We start from the raw sequence: 14,151 nt of genomic DNA on the forward strand, positions 1-14,151 counted from the left end.
GTTCTACTCCGCCGCGAAGGGTTCAAAGATCGACGCCGGCAGGTCGTAGCCCCACAGCCGGAACCGTTCGGAAAAGTGCGACCGGACCCCGGTCGCGGTGAAATGGCCGATGATCTTGTTGTCCGGCGTCAGTCCGACGCGTTGGAACCGGAACACTTCCTGCATCGAAATCACGTCGCCTTCCATGCCGGTGATCTCGGTGATCGAGGTCATGCGGCGCGACCCGTCCTGCAGACGGCTGGCCTGCACGATCAGGTTCACAGCGCTGGCAATCTGGGACCGGACCGCCTTGATCGGCATTTCGATCCCGGCCATCGCGATCATGTTTTCAAGACGGCTGACACCGTCGCGGGCGCTGTTGGCGTGGATCGTGGTCATGGACCCGTCGTGGCCGGTGTTCATGGCCTGCAACATGTCGATGACTTCCTCGCCACGGGTTTCCCCGACGATGATCCGGTCCGGACGCATCCGCAGCGCGTTGCGCAGACAGTCGCGCTGGCTGACCGCGCCTTTGCCTTCGACGTTGGCGGGGCGGCTCTCCATCCGGCCCACATGGGTCTGTTGCAGCTGAAGTTCCGCCGTATCCTCGATCGTCAGGATGCGTTCGCTGTCGTCGATAAAGGACGACAGGGCGTTCAGCGTGGTCGTCTTACCAGAACCGGTCCCGCCCGACACGATCACGTTCAGGCGGGTGGCGACGGCAGCCTGAAGATAGGCGGCCATTTCCTCGGAAAAGGCGCCAAAACGCACGAGATCATCGATCCCGAGCTTTTCCTTTTTGAATTTCCGGATCGAAACCAGCGATCCATCCACCGCGATCGGACCCACCATCGCGTTGAAACGCGACCCATCCGCAAGACGGGCGTCGACATAGGGGTTCGATTCATCGACGCGGCGGCCCACGGCGGATACGATCTTGTCGATGATCCGCAGAAGGTGGCGTTCGTCCTTGAAGGTGATGTCGGTCAGCTGCAGCTTGCCGTCCCGTTCGACGAAGATCTGCTGCGGTCCGTTGACCAGAATATCGTTGACGGTGTCGTCCTTCAGAAGCGTTTCAAGCGGGCCAAGGCCCGTCACTTCGTCGTAAAGATCCTGGTTGAGGGCCTGCCGCTCTTCCCGGTTCAGGACAACGCCCATCTCCTCTAGCGTTTCGGTGGCGATAGAGTTGATTTCCTGACGCAAGTCCTGCTCGGTCGCCTTTTCAAGCGCCGCAAGGTTCAGGTTGTCCAGAAGCGCCTTGTGCAGCTCGAGCTTGATTTCGCCCAGCCGTTCCTTGCGCTTTTTCTCCTTGTCAGCCGGACGCACTTCAGCGGCGCGGTTCGGCATCGTCTTCATCAGCGACTTGCGGGCCTCGGCCTCGGGGGCGGTATTGGCGGCTGGCGCGGCCTTGAGTGCGTCCAGCCGCGACACCGGCTTGCCCGCCGGGGCGGGGGCTGGGCCGGTTGCTGATACTTTCTTGTATTTGGAAAACATCGCTTGCCTGCCTTATCCGCGGGCTTCCATCGCGTCCGAGGTGTTCACCTCGTGGACCGATGTCGCCAATTTCAGGATTTCCTTGCGCAGCGGGTTCTTCGGTGCCGTTTCCGACAGAGGCATCCCGTGGTCGTCCGCCTGTGCAACCTGTTTGCTGCCATCGGGCAGTTGCACTTCGATCGAAATGCCCAGGCTCTCGGCCAGCCGCTTGACCCGCGCCTTGCCGTTCAAATCGGTGAACTTGGGCGCCCGGTTCAGAAGGAACCGCAGCTTGTCGAAAGGCAGTTCCTCTGCCTGCAACGCCCGCTTGAGCCGCAGGGTGTTCTGGGCCGACCGCATATCCAGTTCCAGAAGGGCGAAATAGACATGCGCCGCTTCCAGCACAGCCTGGCTCCATTCCACCATGGTGGTCGGCATGTCGATGACCACATAGTCGAAATTGACGCGGGCGGTTTCGATGATCCGTTCGATATCGGCCGGTCCGACAAGGTCCATCGGGATCAGGTCGGTCGGCGCGGTCAACACCTGAAGTCGCTGATTGTAGGACAGAAGGGCCTGCATGAAGACATCGCTGTCCATCGCCTCGGTGTCGCTGAGCATTTCCAGCACAGCCTCACGGCGGGGCAGGTCAAGATAGGTCGAGGCACTGCCGAACTGAAAATCGAGGTCCAGAAGAACCACGCGCGGCGGGTCGTTCTTTTCGACATTCGCCAGTTCCCATGCAAGGTTCACGGCAAAGGTCGTGGCACCAACACCGCCAGCCATGCCCTGCACCGGGATCACAACGCCGGACCGGTCGCCGGTCGCCTTCAGCTTGTTCTGGATCTCGGGGGCGACGGGTTCTTCCTCTTCCGGGGTCAGGACCCGCTCGATCGCCTGCGCCAGTTCCCCTTCGGGGAGCGGGTAGGGGACGAATTCATCGCCGCCTTCGCGCAAGAGGGCGTGCAGCGACGCGGGGCTGACATCTTCGGTGATCAGGATCACCTTGATTCCCATCGACTTTGCCGTGGCAATCACACGGGTGACGGGGGACAGGTCCGCCTCGTCCTCGGCATCCAGCGCGATGGCCAGGAATTCGAGCGCCTTCGCCTCGGGTTGAGCAAGAAAGGCCAGCGCATCGTCGAATCCCAGGTCGCCCCAGCGTTCGCCAAGCGCAGTTTCCATATCCTCGATCAATAGATCGAAAATCTGAACATCACGGCTGACCGTGCACGTCACCAACGGCATCGGTTCAGGTTGAAGAAGGGCAGTCCCACTCATTGCCAGTCGTCCTTTGTTACTTGCGATCCCGGGCGGAAAAAAACGAAGCCTGTTGCCCGGAAACGATGCCGGAATCATCCGGACATGGTTGTCCCATTGCCGATGACCATCGGGGACAAACGTGACCAGATTGCGGCCAAAAGACTGTAATTGTGCGGAATCAGAGGACGATAACGGGAAAAGGGCGCCAGTGTTGACGCCCTTTCCGAAACGGTTGATCTGGCCTTTGGCAGCCTAGTTGCTGGTGGATAGGTCGCTTCCGGAAATGCCCGACAGGGTTGTTGCGGGAACCGCGCTGTTGACGTATTCGCGGAAAATGACCTCGCCATAGCGCCCGTTCATGATGGTCGGGTGGTTCTGAACAAAGCCCGACACTTCCGTCACGGTGCGGCGGTTGGCCCGTTCGCGGCCTTCGGTCACGATCAGCGGCTGGGTTTCGCCGTAAGAAACGGTCGCTTCCAGACGGCTGCGGCTGATGCCCTGGCTTTCGAAATACAAAACCACTGCCTGGGCGCGGCGCAGGCCAAGGCGCCGGTTGTAGGCGGTTGAACCGACAAGATCGGTATGACCGTAGACCTTGAACCGGACTTCGGGGAACTGTTTGATCCAATCCGCCTGTTGGCGAAGGATCGCGCGGGCTTCTTCATCCAACGCGGTCGAGTTGAATTCGAAGTTGATGGTCGTCGGAACCTCGGCCGAGAACCGGCGGTTGAGGTTGATCGCATAGTCAAGCTGCCCGGTCTGGATCAGCGTGTTGTTCATGGTCGCATTGCCAAAGTCACCGCCATCGACAACCGCCCCCGCCTCGCGGAAGAAGGATGTCGCGCCGGGCATTCCCTGGGAACAGGCAGACAGCGCGCCAAGGGCTGTCAGCGATATGATCAGTCGTTTCATCATGTCAGCCCCTCACTTGATCCTAGTCGTCCAGAACGTAGCCATAAGACCCGCTGAAATCCTGCCGCGCAACCTCTCCGGCACCGCCTTGGGTCGGCATGTCGTTGGCGACACGGCCGAACAGGAACAGATCGCGTTCGCTGGGCGGCTGCACCCGGTCGGTCGGCAGGGCCAGCGCCTCGCCCCGCGTCGGGGTCACAAGATGCGGAGTGACGATGATGACCAGTTCGGTCTGCTGGCGTTCGTATTCCGCGCTGCGGAACAGGGCGCCCAGCACCGGAATGTCACCAAGCCACGGAACCTGACCATTCAGGTCGCGGAAGTCGTCGGACAAAAGTCCTGCAATTGCAAAGCTTTCGCCATCACGCATCTCGACCGTGGTCGAGATTTCGCGCTTGCGGAAGGCATCGATGGTGAACCCGGACTGGACAACGCCGTTGGTCGGGTCGATCGACGATACCGCGGCTTCCAGTTCAAGGTTGATGATGTCGCCATCGACCACGCGCGGGATGAAATTCAGCTCCACGCCGAAGGGTTTGTATTCGACAGTGGTCGATCCGGTGGTCTGCACCACGGGGACCGGGTATTCGCCGCCGGCAAGGAACCGTGCCTCCTGACCGGAAAGGGCGGTCAGGTTGGGTTCGGCAAGGGTGCGGACGACGCCGCGCGATTCCAGTGCTTCCAGTAGGATGCCAACCTCGAGCCCGCCCGCGTTGAAACCGAACATCACCGCGCCGTTTGTATCGCCCGGCCCGATGTTGTTGCCGTTCAGGGATTCCTGAACCAGACCAGCAGTCGTCAGCGTGTTGGACCCGCCGTTAATGCCAAGGTCGCCGCCTAGGGTCGTGCCCTGAATGGCAAGCGAGCTGGACAGGGATTTCGAAACGGACCGCTGCATTTCCGCGAACCGGACTTTCAGCATCACCTGCTGGGTGCCGCCGACGCTCATCAGGTTTGACACGCGTTCCGGGGCGTAGCGTTCGGCCAATTCCAGCGCGCGATCAAGTCGCGCGATGGACGACACGGTGCCCGACAGGACGATCCCGTCGTTGGCGCTGCGCACTTCGATGTTTTCGCCCGGCAGGATCTGTTGCAGACGTTCCTTGAATTCTGCCAGGTCGGGGGTCACGTGGACCTCGACGTTGGTGATCAGGCGGCCATCCGCCCCCAGAAGGGTCAGGGTCGTGCGGCCCGGTTCCTTGCCCAGCACATAGATCGTGCGATCCGACAGGGACGAGATATCGGCGATGCCGGGGTTGGCGATCGACAACTCTGTAAAGGGGGTGTCGCTTTCCACGACGACAGCGCGGTTCATTGGCACGTTCAGCGCGCTTGATGGTGCGCCGCGCATCACCTGAAGAGTTTCGGCCATGGGAGCCGACGGAACAGTCGCAACTGCCAAAGCAAGGCCAGCCAGCGCCGCCTTGATGAATTTGTCATATTTCATTGTGACCTGCCTCTCCGATCACGCCCGATTTCGGGTCTTTACGCCCGTAGTTTGGTCAACACTGCGCTGAAACGTCATTTTTTGCAAGAATCAAAGCACTATTGGCCAAAGGTAATGTGGACAAGTCGCAACACTCTGTCGTCGCCAGAAGGCAAACGGCCCACTCAAGTGCAATCCTGAGCAGGCCGTGAATGTGCGATTTGTGCTGGTTCAGTTGGTGCAGGGGATCGGGATCTCGACCACCTCGGCGCCACGGCGGGTGCGGATGGTGCAAACCTGTTCCTGTTCCGGGGCGGCCTGTTGAACCTGGGGCGCAATCCCCAGAAGGGTTGCCTGGTCCACTTCGACAGCGGTCGATACAACGGTGTCACCCTGTCCAACCAGCGCCAGCGACAGTTCCCCGGACCTTTGCGCGGTGGCAAGGGCGGCGACCTGCGCGGTCGTGGCCTCGACCGTGACGGTGCGGACGCGGTCGGATACGGCAGAACGGCCACTGTCGGTGTTCTGGTCGACGGCGACGATGGTCAGACCCGACTGGATCAGCTTCGTCGTGATCCCGCCCGTGCCGTTCAGGCCGAACTGGGACACGTCGCCGGTCCAGTAGACATCGATGCGGTCACCGGGGCGAAGAAAGCCGGACACGGCGGACCGGACGTTCACGTCGATCGCATAGGCCTGCATGCCAGGGGTCAGGCGGGAATTCAGGCCGGCGCTCTCGCCCGGTTCGGTGACCTTGATGGCCAGGACGGGTTCGTTCGGTTCCATCTGGCGAACCACAAGGCGGGGCTCTTCATTCTGATTGGGGAACAGCTCTTCGCCGGTGCGGAACACGCCTTCGGGCAAGAAGGGTTCGGCGTATCGGATGATGATCACGTCTTCGGGCATCAGCGTTTCGCCGTAGCCGATCGACCGGTTCACAGCCAGAACCTCAACCGTCGGAACCGCCTGCGCCGCAACGGCCGCCTGCTGATCCATCAGGATCTTCTGTTCGTCAAAGTATCCCTTGACCGTGTACACGGCGAACCCTGCCAGGCCAAGTCCGACGAGAAGTACAAGTCCGAAAACCGCACGCATTTGCTCTTCCTCTTAACTCAATTGGGGCAGTGCCCCGGACAACTGGTCTTTGTGCCAGCTTGGTTTGACATTGTGTCAGGATCGTGCCCAGTCGATGACCGAAAGAAGGAGTTTGGTCCAATTGGAAACGATCAGAGTTGTTCGTGATCAATAGGTCGCAACGGACTGTGCGCTCAGCCGGGCGCCAACCCCTGTCGATTGATCCAGGGCGCCGTTGCCGATGGTGGTCACCACAGCAATTCCAAGGCCGACGACAGCAGCCGTCAGTACGACCCAGTCAACCGTGACGGCACCTTCGTCGTCATTCTGGAATTCGATAAGCTTGCGAAACATTACACTTCTCCTGTACGCGGGAAAACCGCTTCCCATTCCTGTTGGAACTGTGCCCGGGGATTGTGGTGGAATCGTGATCGGTTGAAGGAAAACCGGGGGCGGATTCACCAGCAAAAACAAGGTCGAACACATGGAAAGGGCCGCGGTAGACCGCGGCCCTTTTGTCCAATCGCGATGCGATTAGTAGGTAACGAGCGACTGAGCCGACAGCTGCGAGCTGATGCGGTCGCCAAGGGCGGTGGTGCCCTGGCCGACGGAGGTCAGCACGGCAATGCCGAGGCCCACGATGGCGGCGGTCAGCACGACCCAGTCAACGGTCACGGCGCCGTCTTCGTCACGACGGAAGTTTTTGATGAAGTTCAGCATTGGTATTCTCCTTGGATGTCAGGAATTAGTAGGTAACGAGCGACTGAGCCGACAGCTGCGAGCTGATGCGGTCGCCAAGGGCGGTGGTGCCCTGGCCAACGGAGGTCAGCACGGCAATGCCGAGGCCCACGATGGCGGCGGTCAGCACGACCCAGTCAACGGTCACGGCACCGTCTTCGTCGCGACGGAAGTTCTTGATGAAGTTCAGCATTTCATGTCCCTCCTCAGGGTCTTTGCTCGGTTTCGGTCCTCTGCCGGTAGGTGCCGCGCCGCCTCATGTTGGCTCGGTGTCCGACTTGGATGAGGAGATATAGCCAGTGGATTGGGGCAGGAATTGGACTGCATTCGTGCAATTTTGCATCAAGTCTATTTTCGACGGAAAAATCTACTAAGTAATTGAAAAGCAATCAGAAAAAAATACAAAGGATTGCGGAATATCCTTCTTGTCAGGTGATTTGCCGTGCAAGATCGCGCGTTTTCGGGCCGATTTTCACCCCGGACTGGCGTGGATTCTCAATTGATGCGATACTGGACCCAACAACAACGAGGCAGGGCAGAACCGCAATGAAGCGGCGCTTCGCGACGGCAATCACTTTGGCCGCCGGTTTGGCGTGCCAGACGGCCTTGGCCGAAGGCGACCGGCTGCAACCGGACTTTACCTTCAAGCGTGTGACCGTCCCGCAGCCCGGGCAACAGCAGCTGATCAATGTTCAGGTCACGCCGCGCCCTGACGTTCCGGCCGCCGCTGTCAGCGCGCCCGCACCGGGAACCGATGCCGTGGCGGGTGCCGTGCCGGGCCTGTCGGGGTCGGACTGGTTCTGGGCGGCGATCTCTCCGGCGCTTGAAGACAGCGCACCGGGGCGGCTGACCCTGGCAACCATCACCCTGTCCAACCCGCCCGAGGGCAAAGGCGTCACCCCGCCGCGCCTGCAATCCCTGCACGAGATCGCAAAGGCCCATGGAACCGACATCCTGCGCACAACGGTCGGCACCCGCGTGTCGCCTGCGTTGGTCCTCTCCGTCATCGCGGTGGAAAGCGCAGGCGATTCCGATGCACGCAGCCGGGCCGGGGCGCAGGGGCTGATGCAGCTTATGCCGGACACGGCCACCCGCTTTGGCGTGACCGATCCCTATGATCCGGCCCAGAATATCGCGGGCGGGGTGGCCTATCTTGATTGGCTGATGGGCGAATTCGACGACGACCCCATTCTTGTCCTTGCCGCCTATAACGCGGGCGAGGGCAATATCCGCGATCATTCGGGCGTCCCGCCCTTTCCTGAAACCCGCAATTATGTGCCCAAGGTCCTGTCGGCCTGGGGCGTGGCCCGTGGCCTGTGCATGACCCCGCCTGAATTGGTGTCAGACGGCTGCGTCTTTACCCTACCTGCTGCTTCCGGAGGCTGACCTTGGCTGACCGACGTCCCCTTGTCCTTGATGTGGACGGAACATTCCTGCGCACGGATATGTTGTTCGAATCCTTTTGGGCGGGCCTTGGCACCGCGCCGATTGCGACGATCAAGGCGGCTTTTGCCAACCTGCGTCGCCCCGCCGCGCTCAAGGCGGCGCTGTTCGACATCGCCCCGATCCGCGCGGATCTGTTGCCCGTCAACCCGGCCCTGGCCGAGATCGCGAAGGGCGCACAGGAAGAAGGGCGCGAGGTGATCCTGGCCTCTGCATCCGACGGGCGGTTGGTGGACAGGCTGGCCCGGGCGCACGGTTTTGACGGGGCGCTGGGCTCGACCCCTGAAATCAACCTCAAAGGCGCCAACAAGGCCGAGGCGCTGGTGGCGGAATACGGGGACAAGGGGTTCATCTACGCGGGCGATCACACATCCGACATGGAAATCTGGACCCATTCCAGCCATGCGGTCGTGGTGGGCCGGGCAGGGGGGGCGGCCCGCAAACTGGCCCAAACCGGCCATGGCGTGACCGAGATCCCGGGCGGCTGGCGGATCACGGACCTGTTCAAGGCGATCCGGCCGCACCAATGGGTCAAGAATGTGCTGCTGATCCTGCCAATGATCGCCGCCCATAATTTCGACCTGTCGACCTTCCTTATGGTCTGCATCGGGATCGCCGCCTTTTCGGCGGCGGCGTCCTGCATCTATCTGGTGAACGATCTTCTGGACCTCGAGGCAGACCGGCTGCACCCGAAGAAATGCAAGCGGCCCTTTGCCAGCGGCGCGGTGCCAATCCGGGTTGGGATGGTGGCGACACTTGTGCTGGCGCTGATCGCGCTGGGGCTGGGGTGGTATCTGGGCACCGGGTTCCTGATTGTCGTCATTATATATATGACCCTCTCGCTGGCCTATTCGCTGCGGCTGAAACGGATGCGCTGGGTCGATATTTTCACACTGGCGACACTCTATACATTGCGGGTCGTGGCGGGCGCTGCGGCGAGCGGGGTCGATGCCTCGGTCTTCATGCTGATCTTCATCTTCCCGATCTTCGTCACGCTGGGCTGCGTCAAGCGGCTGACCGAACTGACGCTGGCCACGAATGACGACCGGTTGCCGGGGCGCGGATACGGACGGCCCGACCGCGAAGACCTGCTGAATGTCTCGGGCCTCGGGATGGCGGGGGCGCTGGTCATTTTCTTCCTTTACAGCCTCTCGGCGCAGGCACAGGCGCTTTATCCCACGCAATGGCTGCTGTGGGTGGCCCTGATCCCCATCGCCTGGTGGCTGCTGCGGATGATCCGGCTGGGCTGGTATGGCAAACAGGACTACGACCCCATCGTCTTTGCGCTGAAGGACAAGCGCGGCGTGGGGCTCTTGCTGATGACGCTGGCGCTGATGTTCTACGCGGCAGGGCTATGGCAGGAATGGTTCGGGTTCTAGAGGTCCATAATCGACCGGAATCTTCGTAGTTGTGGGAAGAGTTTAGTCATTTGGACGGGATGCATGACAGGCGGACGTTTCTTTCCGGTGGCCTTTCTTTGCTGGTCGGGTTCATTTCGACTCCCGGGTTGTCCGAGGAATTGAAAGGAGACGGGATGAAGGAATTTGACCGCAGCGCCCCCCTGCCAGCCGAGATGCAGGGCCGTTGGGTAGAGGCCGAAGATGGGCAGTCGGAACTGGTTATCGAAGGCGGGGAAATCACCTGTTTCGGAGCGCGGGTCGATTATGACTACAAGATCATGGGGATCGAAGATGGCGCAATTGTCGTCAGCCTGAAGGTCAACGATCTAGACCGCGAGGACAAGTTCCAGCAAGCCAACATTACCGAACTGGTGATTACGCCCGAAGGCGAGTTTCACGTATATAATGTAAGCTTTTCAAGCCAGTTTGTCCGTGCGATCAACTAGGGCAAGGTTGGTCGAACCGATTGCGCTTGGCCTCACCTGCTTTCAGATGTGACGCGGGCGAACTGCCCTAGAACGACATCTTCTGAAGATCGGTTCAGGCCCCACCGGATGTCGCTGTCTAGGTTTCGGCTCCCACTACCTTGCGAAGAAATCCGGATCGCCAAACGTCTCCGAAACTACCCGTGTCTGCGGCTGCCCCCGCTTCGGCAGCAATACGGTGCGACCGAAATAGAAATCTTCATCCATCAGCCGTATCCCAAACTCACGGCAATATCGGTCCAATAATTCGGCTGTAAGGCGCTTCTTGATCAGGCGTTCCTTGTAGGCGTCCTGATCTTCGAACGGAAATGGCTCTCCGAACTGATGAAACTCCCAACGGGATTCCTTGTGGGCCGCAATGTAGCGACGCCGCCCGTTCTCACCGGGTCCAGTGTAGCTGAACTGCGACGAACCGGGACTGCGGGTCATGATATGCATTATCTCAAGGCGTTCGAGGTTGAACTTCCTTCCAACGTGTCTCTGGATCGCGTCACCATCAATGCCATACCCGCCATTCCCCCAGAGACAGATCCAATCTGACTGAGTTGCGCTGATTACGATGCGGGTCATGTCTGGGTACACGATGGGTAAGCAGAGTTGCAGCTTCTGGTCGTAGGTCAAATCTCCTTGCTCGACCGGTCTCGAGACGAAGGGAACGCCAAAGTTCGCGGCAATCTGTTGCTGCCAAGGGACAACGTAATTCAAAAGGAAATCGAAATCGCATCGCAAGAAGTGCAAGACCTGCGAAACTGGAAGAAACCGTTCAAAAAATTCGGACGCATGCGTCAATTGATTGTCCTCAACCAGATGATCCCATTGGGATCGTTCGACCTTAGCCGTTGAGCATGGGGAATAGCACGACTGGCGGGTGATCTGTCCAAACTCAATTCATAGTCTAGAACGACATCTTCTTGAAAATCGGTTCCGGGATCATCCGGATCACCAGCATGATCAGCGCCCAGATTTTCGCGGTGTAGATCACGTTGCGCCGCCGTTTCAGGCCCCGCCGGATATCGGCAGACACGGCCTCTGGCGTGGTCATGAAGGGTTGCTTGCCCAGGTCCCATGTCATCGGCGTATCCACCGGCCCCGGTTTCACCGTCATCACATGCACGCCCGCGCGGCCCAGCTTGTTGCGCAGCCCGGACAGGTAGGTGGCAAAGCCCCCCTTGGCCGCGCCGTAGACATAGTTGCCCAGCCGCCCCCGGTCCCCCGCAACGGATGTGATCCCGACGATGGACCCGCCGCCGCGTTGTTCCATGTAGGGGGCGATCGTGGTCAGGAACCGGGCCGGGCCGGTGAAACTGTCGGCGATGGTGCCGTCGATCAGGGCCGGGTTGGCGTCGATCTGGTCCTGCGGCGGCATGGTGCCGGTGAACACCGCGACATTGATCATGCCGGACAGGCCGGATGCCTTTTCGACAATCGGGGCAAAGCTGTCCGGGTCACGCATGTCGATGGGCATCAGATCAACGAAACCGGCCCCACGGGCACGGCAATCGGTGGCGATCTCCTCCATCACCTCCTGTTTGCGGCCGCACAGGATCAGGCCGTGACCCTCTTCGGCCATGTCGCGGATAAAGGCGCGGGCCATGCCGGAGGTGGCCCCAAGAATAATCCATGTGTCGGTCATGCGGGGCTCCTTAGGGTCAGTCGGCGGGTCATGTCGGTTTCAAGCAGGTGGTCGGGGTCGGCGGCATTGACCGCATCGCGCCATTTTGGCCAGTCGGGATACATCGCCTTGATCCGCTCGCCGCTGGCCAACGCGTCCTTGGCCAGATACAGCCGCCCGCCCGCGTCCACCGTCATCTGTTCGAGTTTTACAATCAGGTCGGGGGCTTCGGGTCGGGCCGGGAAGTCGACGGCCAGCGTATAGCCCTCCATCGGGAAGGACAGGTATCCAGCGCGCCCCGCGCCCATCCGCTTCAACACGGCAAGGGGCGAGGCGAGGCCGGACCCGGCGATCAGGGTCAGCATGTCACGCAGGCGGTCCTTTTTATCCAGCGGGACCACGCATTGGAACTGGTGAAACCCGCGCTTGCCATACAGGCGGTTCCAGTCGTGGATCTTGTCCAGCGGAAAGAAGAAATCCGGCATCGACCGCACCACGGTGCGGCCATGGTCCGGCACGCGGCGATAGTATAGCGCGTTGAAGGCCCTTACGATCGGGGCGGACAGCGCAAAGTGTGGCGCGTCCAGCGGCACCGCCTTTGGCGCGCCCCGGCGCGGGATCAACCCGCGGGCCGGTTCCGCCTCTTCGACGATGCCGCGGCCAAGCGCCTGTTCCGTCGCGGTCGCGTCGATCCAGCCGACGCAATAGCTGGCGGCAGAGGCATCAAGCATGGCGATATGTTCGTCCCAGCCTTCGGCCCGCCGTTCCGTGACGGTCATCACCGGCCCGGCGCAGCGCTTCATCTGGATTGTGGCCGACAGGATGATACCGGTCTGACCCAGCCCGCCCAGCGTCGCCTGCCACAGGGCGCGGTTTCGCGGGGTGATGGTCCGCCGCTGATCCCCCTGAAGCAGGCGGATGCGGGTCACATGCTGGCCGAAACTGCCCGCGTTGTGGTGGTTCTTGCCGTGCACATCCATGCCGATGGCCCCACCCACCGTGGCGAACCCCGTGCCGGGCAGAACCGGCGGTAGCCAGCCGCGCGGCGAAAAGACCCGGACGATATCGCCCAGTTGCATGCCCGCCTCGACCTCCAGAAGGCCGGTGTCTTCGTCGAAGGACAGGATGCGGTCCAGCCGGGTCATGTCGATGGCCCGACCGCCGTCGTTCAGCGCGGCATCGCCATAGGATCGGCGTTTGCCAATCGCGGGGGCGATGGCACTGTCCAGATCGGCCCGGCGCTCGGGGCGGGCCAGATCACCCGTCGCCCGCAGGGCACGGCCCCACCCGGCATAGCTGTCTGTCTTCCAGCGCATCAGCCCGCCCCTACCGCCCGGTTCGAGGCGCGTTCGGCCAGCGGAAAGACCAGAAGCCCGATGCCGATGGCAAACCAGAGCGTGGTCAACCGGATGATGGCCGTGGCGGGGATCGACACCTCCAGCGGAACGCCCTGCAGGCTCAGAAGGGCGACCATTGCCGCCTCCGCCCCGCCGACACCGCCCGGCGCACCGGTCAGCCCGCCCGCGAGGGTCGAAAATGTGAAAATGGCAACTGCCATCCAGAATCCGATGTCTGCACCCATCCACATCAGCAGGAAATGAAAAGCCAGTCCTTCAGCCAGCCATCCGGTCAGGCCCAGGATCAGGGCAAGGATGGCGGTCTTCGGGTCCGAAAAGACGCCCAGCGACCGCGCCGCCCGACGCACCCGCGCCATAAGTCGTGGGAAGCGTCCGGTCAGCCGGTAAACGGCTTCGGCCATGCCAGACAACAACCGGGGGCGGGTCGCGACAAAGGCCGCAGCAAGGGCCAAAACGACCACTGGTGTGGCATAGGCGATCCCGCCGGTGCCAAGGGTCAGCCCCAGCCCAAGGATCACCGCCATCGCCGCAAGGTCGCTGGCCCGGTCCATCAGGACCAGAGGTGCGGTGCGTTCCACCGCCCAACCGGTTTCACGCCGAAGCCAGCGCATCCGGATCAATTCGCCCACCCGGCCGGGGGTGACAGACATGGCAAACCCGCCAAGGAAATGGCGGATGTCCTGCCAGAACCCCGTGGGCAGGCCCATGCGGCGTGCAAACAGGTGCCATCGCGCCCCGCGAAACAGGTAGTTAACAAGGCTGAGGCCCAGAAGCGCCGCGCCCTGCCACAGATGCAGGCGGGACACCTGGTGCAGCGTTTCTTCCCAGCCCGTTGCGGCGGCCAGCCCGGCCAACCCGGCGATCACCAACGCGAACAACCCGCCCAAAAGGGCGATGTCGCGCCAGCGCCTGCGGGGCGACTGGGGGGCGGGGGCTGTGGGGGTCATCGGACCTGCTGCGATATTGCCTGTGTTCATTGCCGCCCGGA

Annotated in this window: 15 protein-coding genes; 3 read left to right on the plus strand and 12 right to left on the minus strand. The window is 61.5% G+C overall.

What is annotated here, in order from left to right:
• Window positions 1-3 precede the first annotated feature (3 nt).
• The 8 genes from U3648_RS13775 to U3648_RS13810 form a co-directional block, all read right to left on the minus strand.
• Window positions 4-1,473, minus strand: a complete 1,470-nt coding sequence (locus tag U3648_RS13775; RefSeq protein WP_420859814.1) for a TadA family conjugal transfer-associated ATPase — start codon at window positions 1,471-1,473, stop codon at window positions 4-6.
• Between the two features lie 12 nt (window positions 1,474-1,485).
• The gene (locus tag U3648_RS13780; protein WP_420859815.1) at window positions 1,486-2,733 is read right to left on the minus strand and encodes a CpaE/TadZ family protein; all 1,248 of its coding nucleotides are present in this window, start codon (window positions 2,731-2,733) and stop codon (window positions 1,486-1,488) included.
• Window positions 2,734-2,967: 234 nt separating this feature from the next.
• A complete protein-coding gene (locus U3648_RS13785; RefSeq protein ID WP_420859816.1) occupies window positions 2,968-3,627 on the minus strand; it encodes an OmpA family protein in 660 nt (219 codons plus the stop codon).
• 22 nt (window positions 3,628-3,649) lie between these two features.
• A complete protein-coding gene (locus U3648_RS13790; RefSeq protein WP_420859817.1) occupies window positions 3,650-5,074 on the minus strand; it encodes a type II and III secretion system protein family protein in 1,425 nt (474 codons plus the stop codon).
• 210 nt (window positions 5,075-5,284) lie between these two features.
• Window positions 5,285-6,148, minus strand: a complete 864-nt coding sequence (gene cpaB / locus U3648_RS13795) for a Flp pilus assembly protein CpaB (RefSeq protein WP_420859818.1) — start codon at window positions 6,146-6,148, stop codon at window positions 5,285-5,287.
• Between the two features lie 147 nt (window positions 6,149-6,295).
• The gene (locus tag U3648_RS13800) at window positions 6,296-6,481 is read right to left on the minus strand and encodes a hypothetical protein (RefSeq protein ID WP_420859819.1); all 186 of its coding nucleotides are present in this window, start codon (window positions 6,479-6,481) and stop codon (window positions 6,296-6,298) included.
• A 180-nt stretch (window positions 6,482-6,661) separates the two neighbouring features.
• On the minus strand, window positions 6,662-6,847 hold the full coding sequence (locus U3648_RS13805; protein ID WP_129679275.1) for a Flp family type IVb pilin: 186 nt from the start codon (window positions 6,845-6,847) through the stop codon (window positions 6,662-6,664).
• 25 nt (window positions 6,848-6,872) lie between these two features.
• Window positions 6,873-7,058 carry a Flp family type IVb pilin gene (locus U3648_RS13810; RefSeq protein WP_129679275.1) on the minus strand — a complete coding sequence of 62 codons (186 nt, stop codon included), beginning with the start codon at window positions 7,056-7,058 and terminating at the stop codon, window positions 6,873-6,875.
• 353 nt (window positions 7,059-7,411) lie between these two features.
• Between U3648_RS13810 and U3648_RS13815 the strand changes: the two genes are divergently transcribed.
• The 3 genes from U3648_RS13815 (at window position 7,412) to U3648_RS13825 (ending at window position 10,154) form a co-directional block, all read left to right on the plus strand.
• A complete protein-coding gene (locus tag U3648_RS13815) occupies window positions 7,412-8,251 on the plus strand; it encodes a lytic transglycosylase domain-containing protein (RefSeq protein WP_420859820.1) in 840 nt (279 codons plus the stop codon).
• 2 nt (window positions 8,252-8,253) lie between these two features.
• Complete coding sequence (locus U3648_RS13820; RefSeq protein ID WP_420859821.1) at window positions 8,254-9,687, plus strand: UbiA family prenyltransferase; 1,434 nt, start codon at window positions 8,254-8,256, stop codon at window positions 9,685-9,687.
• A gap of 155 nt (window positions 9,688-9,842) precedes the next feature.
• Complete coding sequence (locus tag U3648_RS13825) at window positions 9,843-10,154, plus strand: hypothetical protein (protein ID WP_420859822.1); 312 nt, start codon at window positions 9,843-9,845, stop codon at window positions 10,152-10,154.
• 135 nt (window positions 10,155-10,289) lie between these two features.
• Here U3648_RS13825 and U3648_RS13830 read toward each other — a convergent pair whose 3' ends face one another.
• The 4 genes from U3648_RS13830 to U3648_RS13845 all read right to left on the minus strand — a co-directional run bounded on the left by U3648_RS13830 (window position 10,290) and on the right by U3648_RS13845 (window position 14,110).
• Window positions 10,290-10,982 carry a hypothetical protein gene (locus U3648_RS13830; protein ID WP_420859823.1) on the minus strand — a complete coding sequence of 231 codons (693 nt, stop codon included), beginning with the start codon at window positions 10,980-10,982 and terminating at the stop codon, window positions 10,290-10,292.
• A 106-nt stretch (window positions 10,983-11,088) separates the two neighbouring features.
• Window positions 11,089-11,826, minus strand: coding sequence for an SDR family NAD(P)-dependent oxidoreductase (locus U3648_RS13835; protein WP_420859824.1), 738 nt, complete (start codon window positions 11,824-11,826; stop codon window positions 11,089-11,091).
• A complete protein-coding gene (locus tag U3648_RS13840; protein WP_420859825.1) occupies window positions 11,823-13,121 on the minus strand; it encodes an FAD-binding protein in 1,299 nt (432 codons plus the stop codon). The genes U3648_RS13835 and U3648_RS13840 overlap by 4 nt, the downstream gene beginning before the upstream one ends.
• On the minus strand, window positions 13,121-14,110 hold the full coding sequence (locus tag U3648_RS13845; RefSeq protein ID WP_420859826.1) for a lysylphosphatidylglycerol synthase transmembrane domain-containing protein: 990 nt from the start codon (window positions 14,108-14,110) through the stop codon (window positions 13,121-13,123). The genes U3648_RS13840 and U3648_RS13845 overlap by 1 nt, the downstream gene beginning before the upstream one ends.
• Window positions 14,111-14,151: the final 41 nt, after the last annotated feature.

This window comes from Marivivens marinus, from assembly GCF_035969385.1.
GTDB lineage: Bacteria > Pseudomonadota > Alphaproteobacteria > Rhodobacterales > Rhodobacteraceae > SELP01.

Bases quoted from the DNA above. Each gene is read 5' to 3' on its own strand.
- U3648_RS13810 (WP_129679275.1), bottom strand. From the start codon at position 7,058: ATGCTGAACTTCATCAAGAACTTCCGTCGCGACGAAGACGGTGCCGTG.
- cpaB (WP_420859818.1), bottom strand. From the start codon at position 6,148: ATGCGTGCGGTTTTCGGACTTGTACTTCTCGTCGGACTTGGCCTGGCA.
- U3648_RS13780 (WP_420859815.1), bottom strand. From the start codon at position 2,733: ATGAGTGGGACTGCCCTTCTTCAACCTGAACCGATGCCGTTGGTGACG.
- U3648_RS13790 (WP_420859817.1), bottom strand. From the start codon at position 5,074: ATGAAATATGACAAATTCATCAAGGCGGCGCTGGCTGGCCTTGCTTTG.
- U3648_RS13840 (WP_420859825.1), bottom strand. From the start codon at position 13,121: ATGCGCTGGAAGACAGACAGCTATGCCGGGTGGGGCCGTGCCCTGCGG.
- U3648_RS13805 (WP_129679275.1), bottom strand. From the start codon at position 6,847: ATGCTGAACTTCATCAAAAACTTCCGTCGTGACGAAGACGGCGCCGTG.
- U3648_RS13775 (WP_420859814.1), bottom strand. From the start codon at position 1,473: ATGTTTTCCAAATACAAGAAAGTATCAGCAACCGGCCCAGCCCCCGCC.
- U3648_RS13815 (WP_420859820.1), top strand. From the start codon at position 7,412: ATGAAGCGGCGCTTCGCGACGGCAATCACTTTGGCCGCCGGTTTGGCG.
- U3648_RS13845 (WP_420859826.1), bottom strand. From the start codon at position 14,110: ATGACCCCCACAGCCCCCGCCCCCCAGTCGCCCCGCAGGCGCTGGCGC.
- U3648_RS13785 (WP_420859816.1), bottom strand. From the start codon at position 3,627: ATGAAACGACTGATCATATCGCTGACAGCCCTTGGCGCGCTGTCTGCC.
- U3648_RS13825 (WP_420859822.1), top strand. From the start codon at position 9,843: ATGAAGGAATTTGACCGCAGCGCCCCCCTGCCAGCCGAGATGCAGGGC.
- U3648_RS13800 (WP_420859819.1), bottom strand. From the start codon at position 6,481: ATGTTTCGCAAGCTTATCGAATTCCAGAATGACGACGAAGGTGCCGTC.
- U3648_RS13835 (WP_420859824.1), bottom strand. From the start codon at position 11,826: ATGACCGACACATGGATTATTCTTGGGGCCACCTCCGGCATGGCCCGC.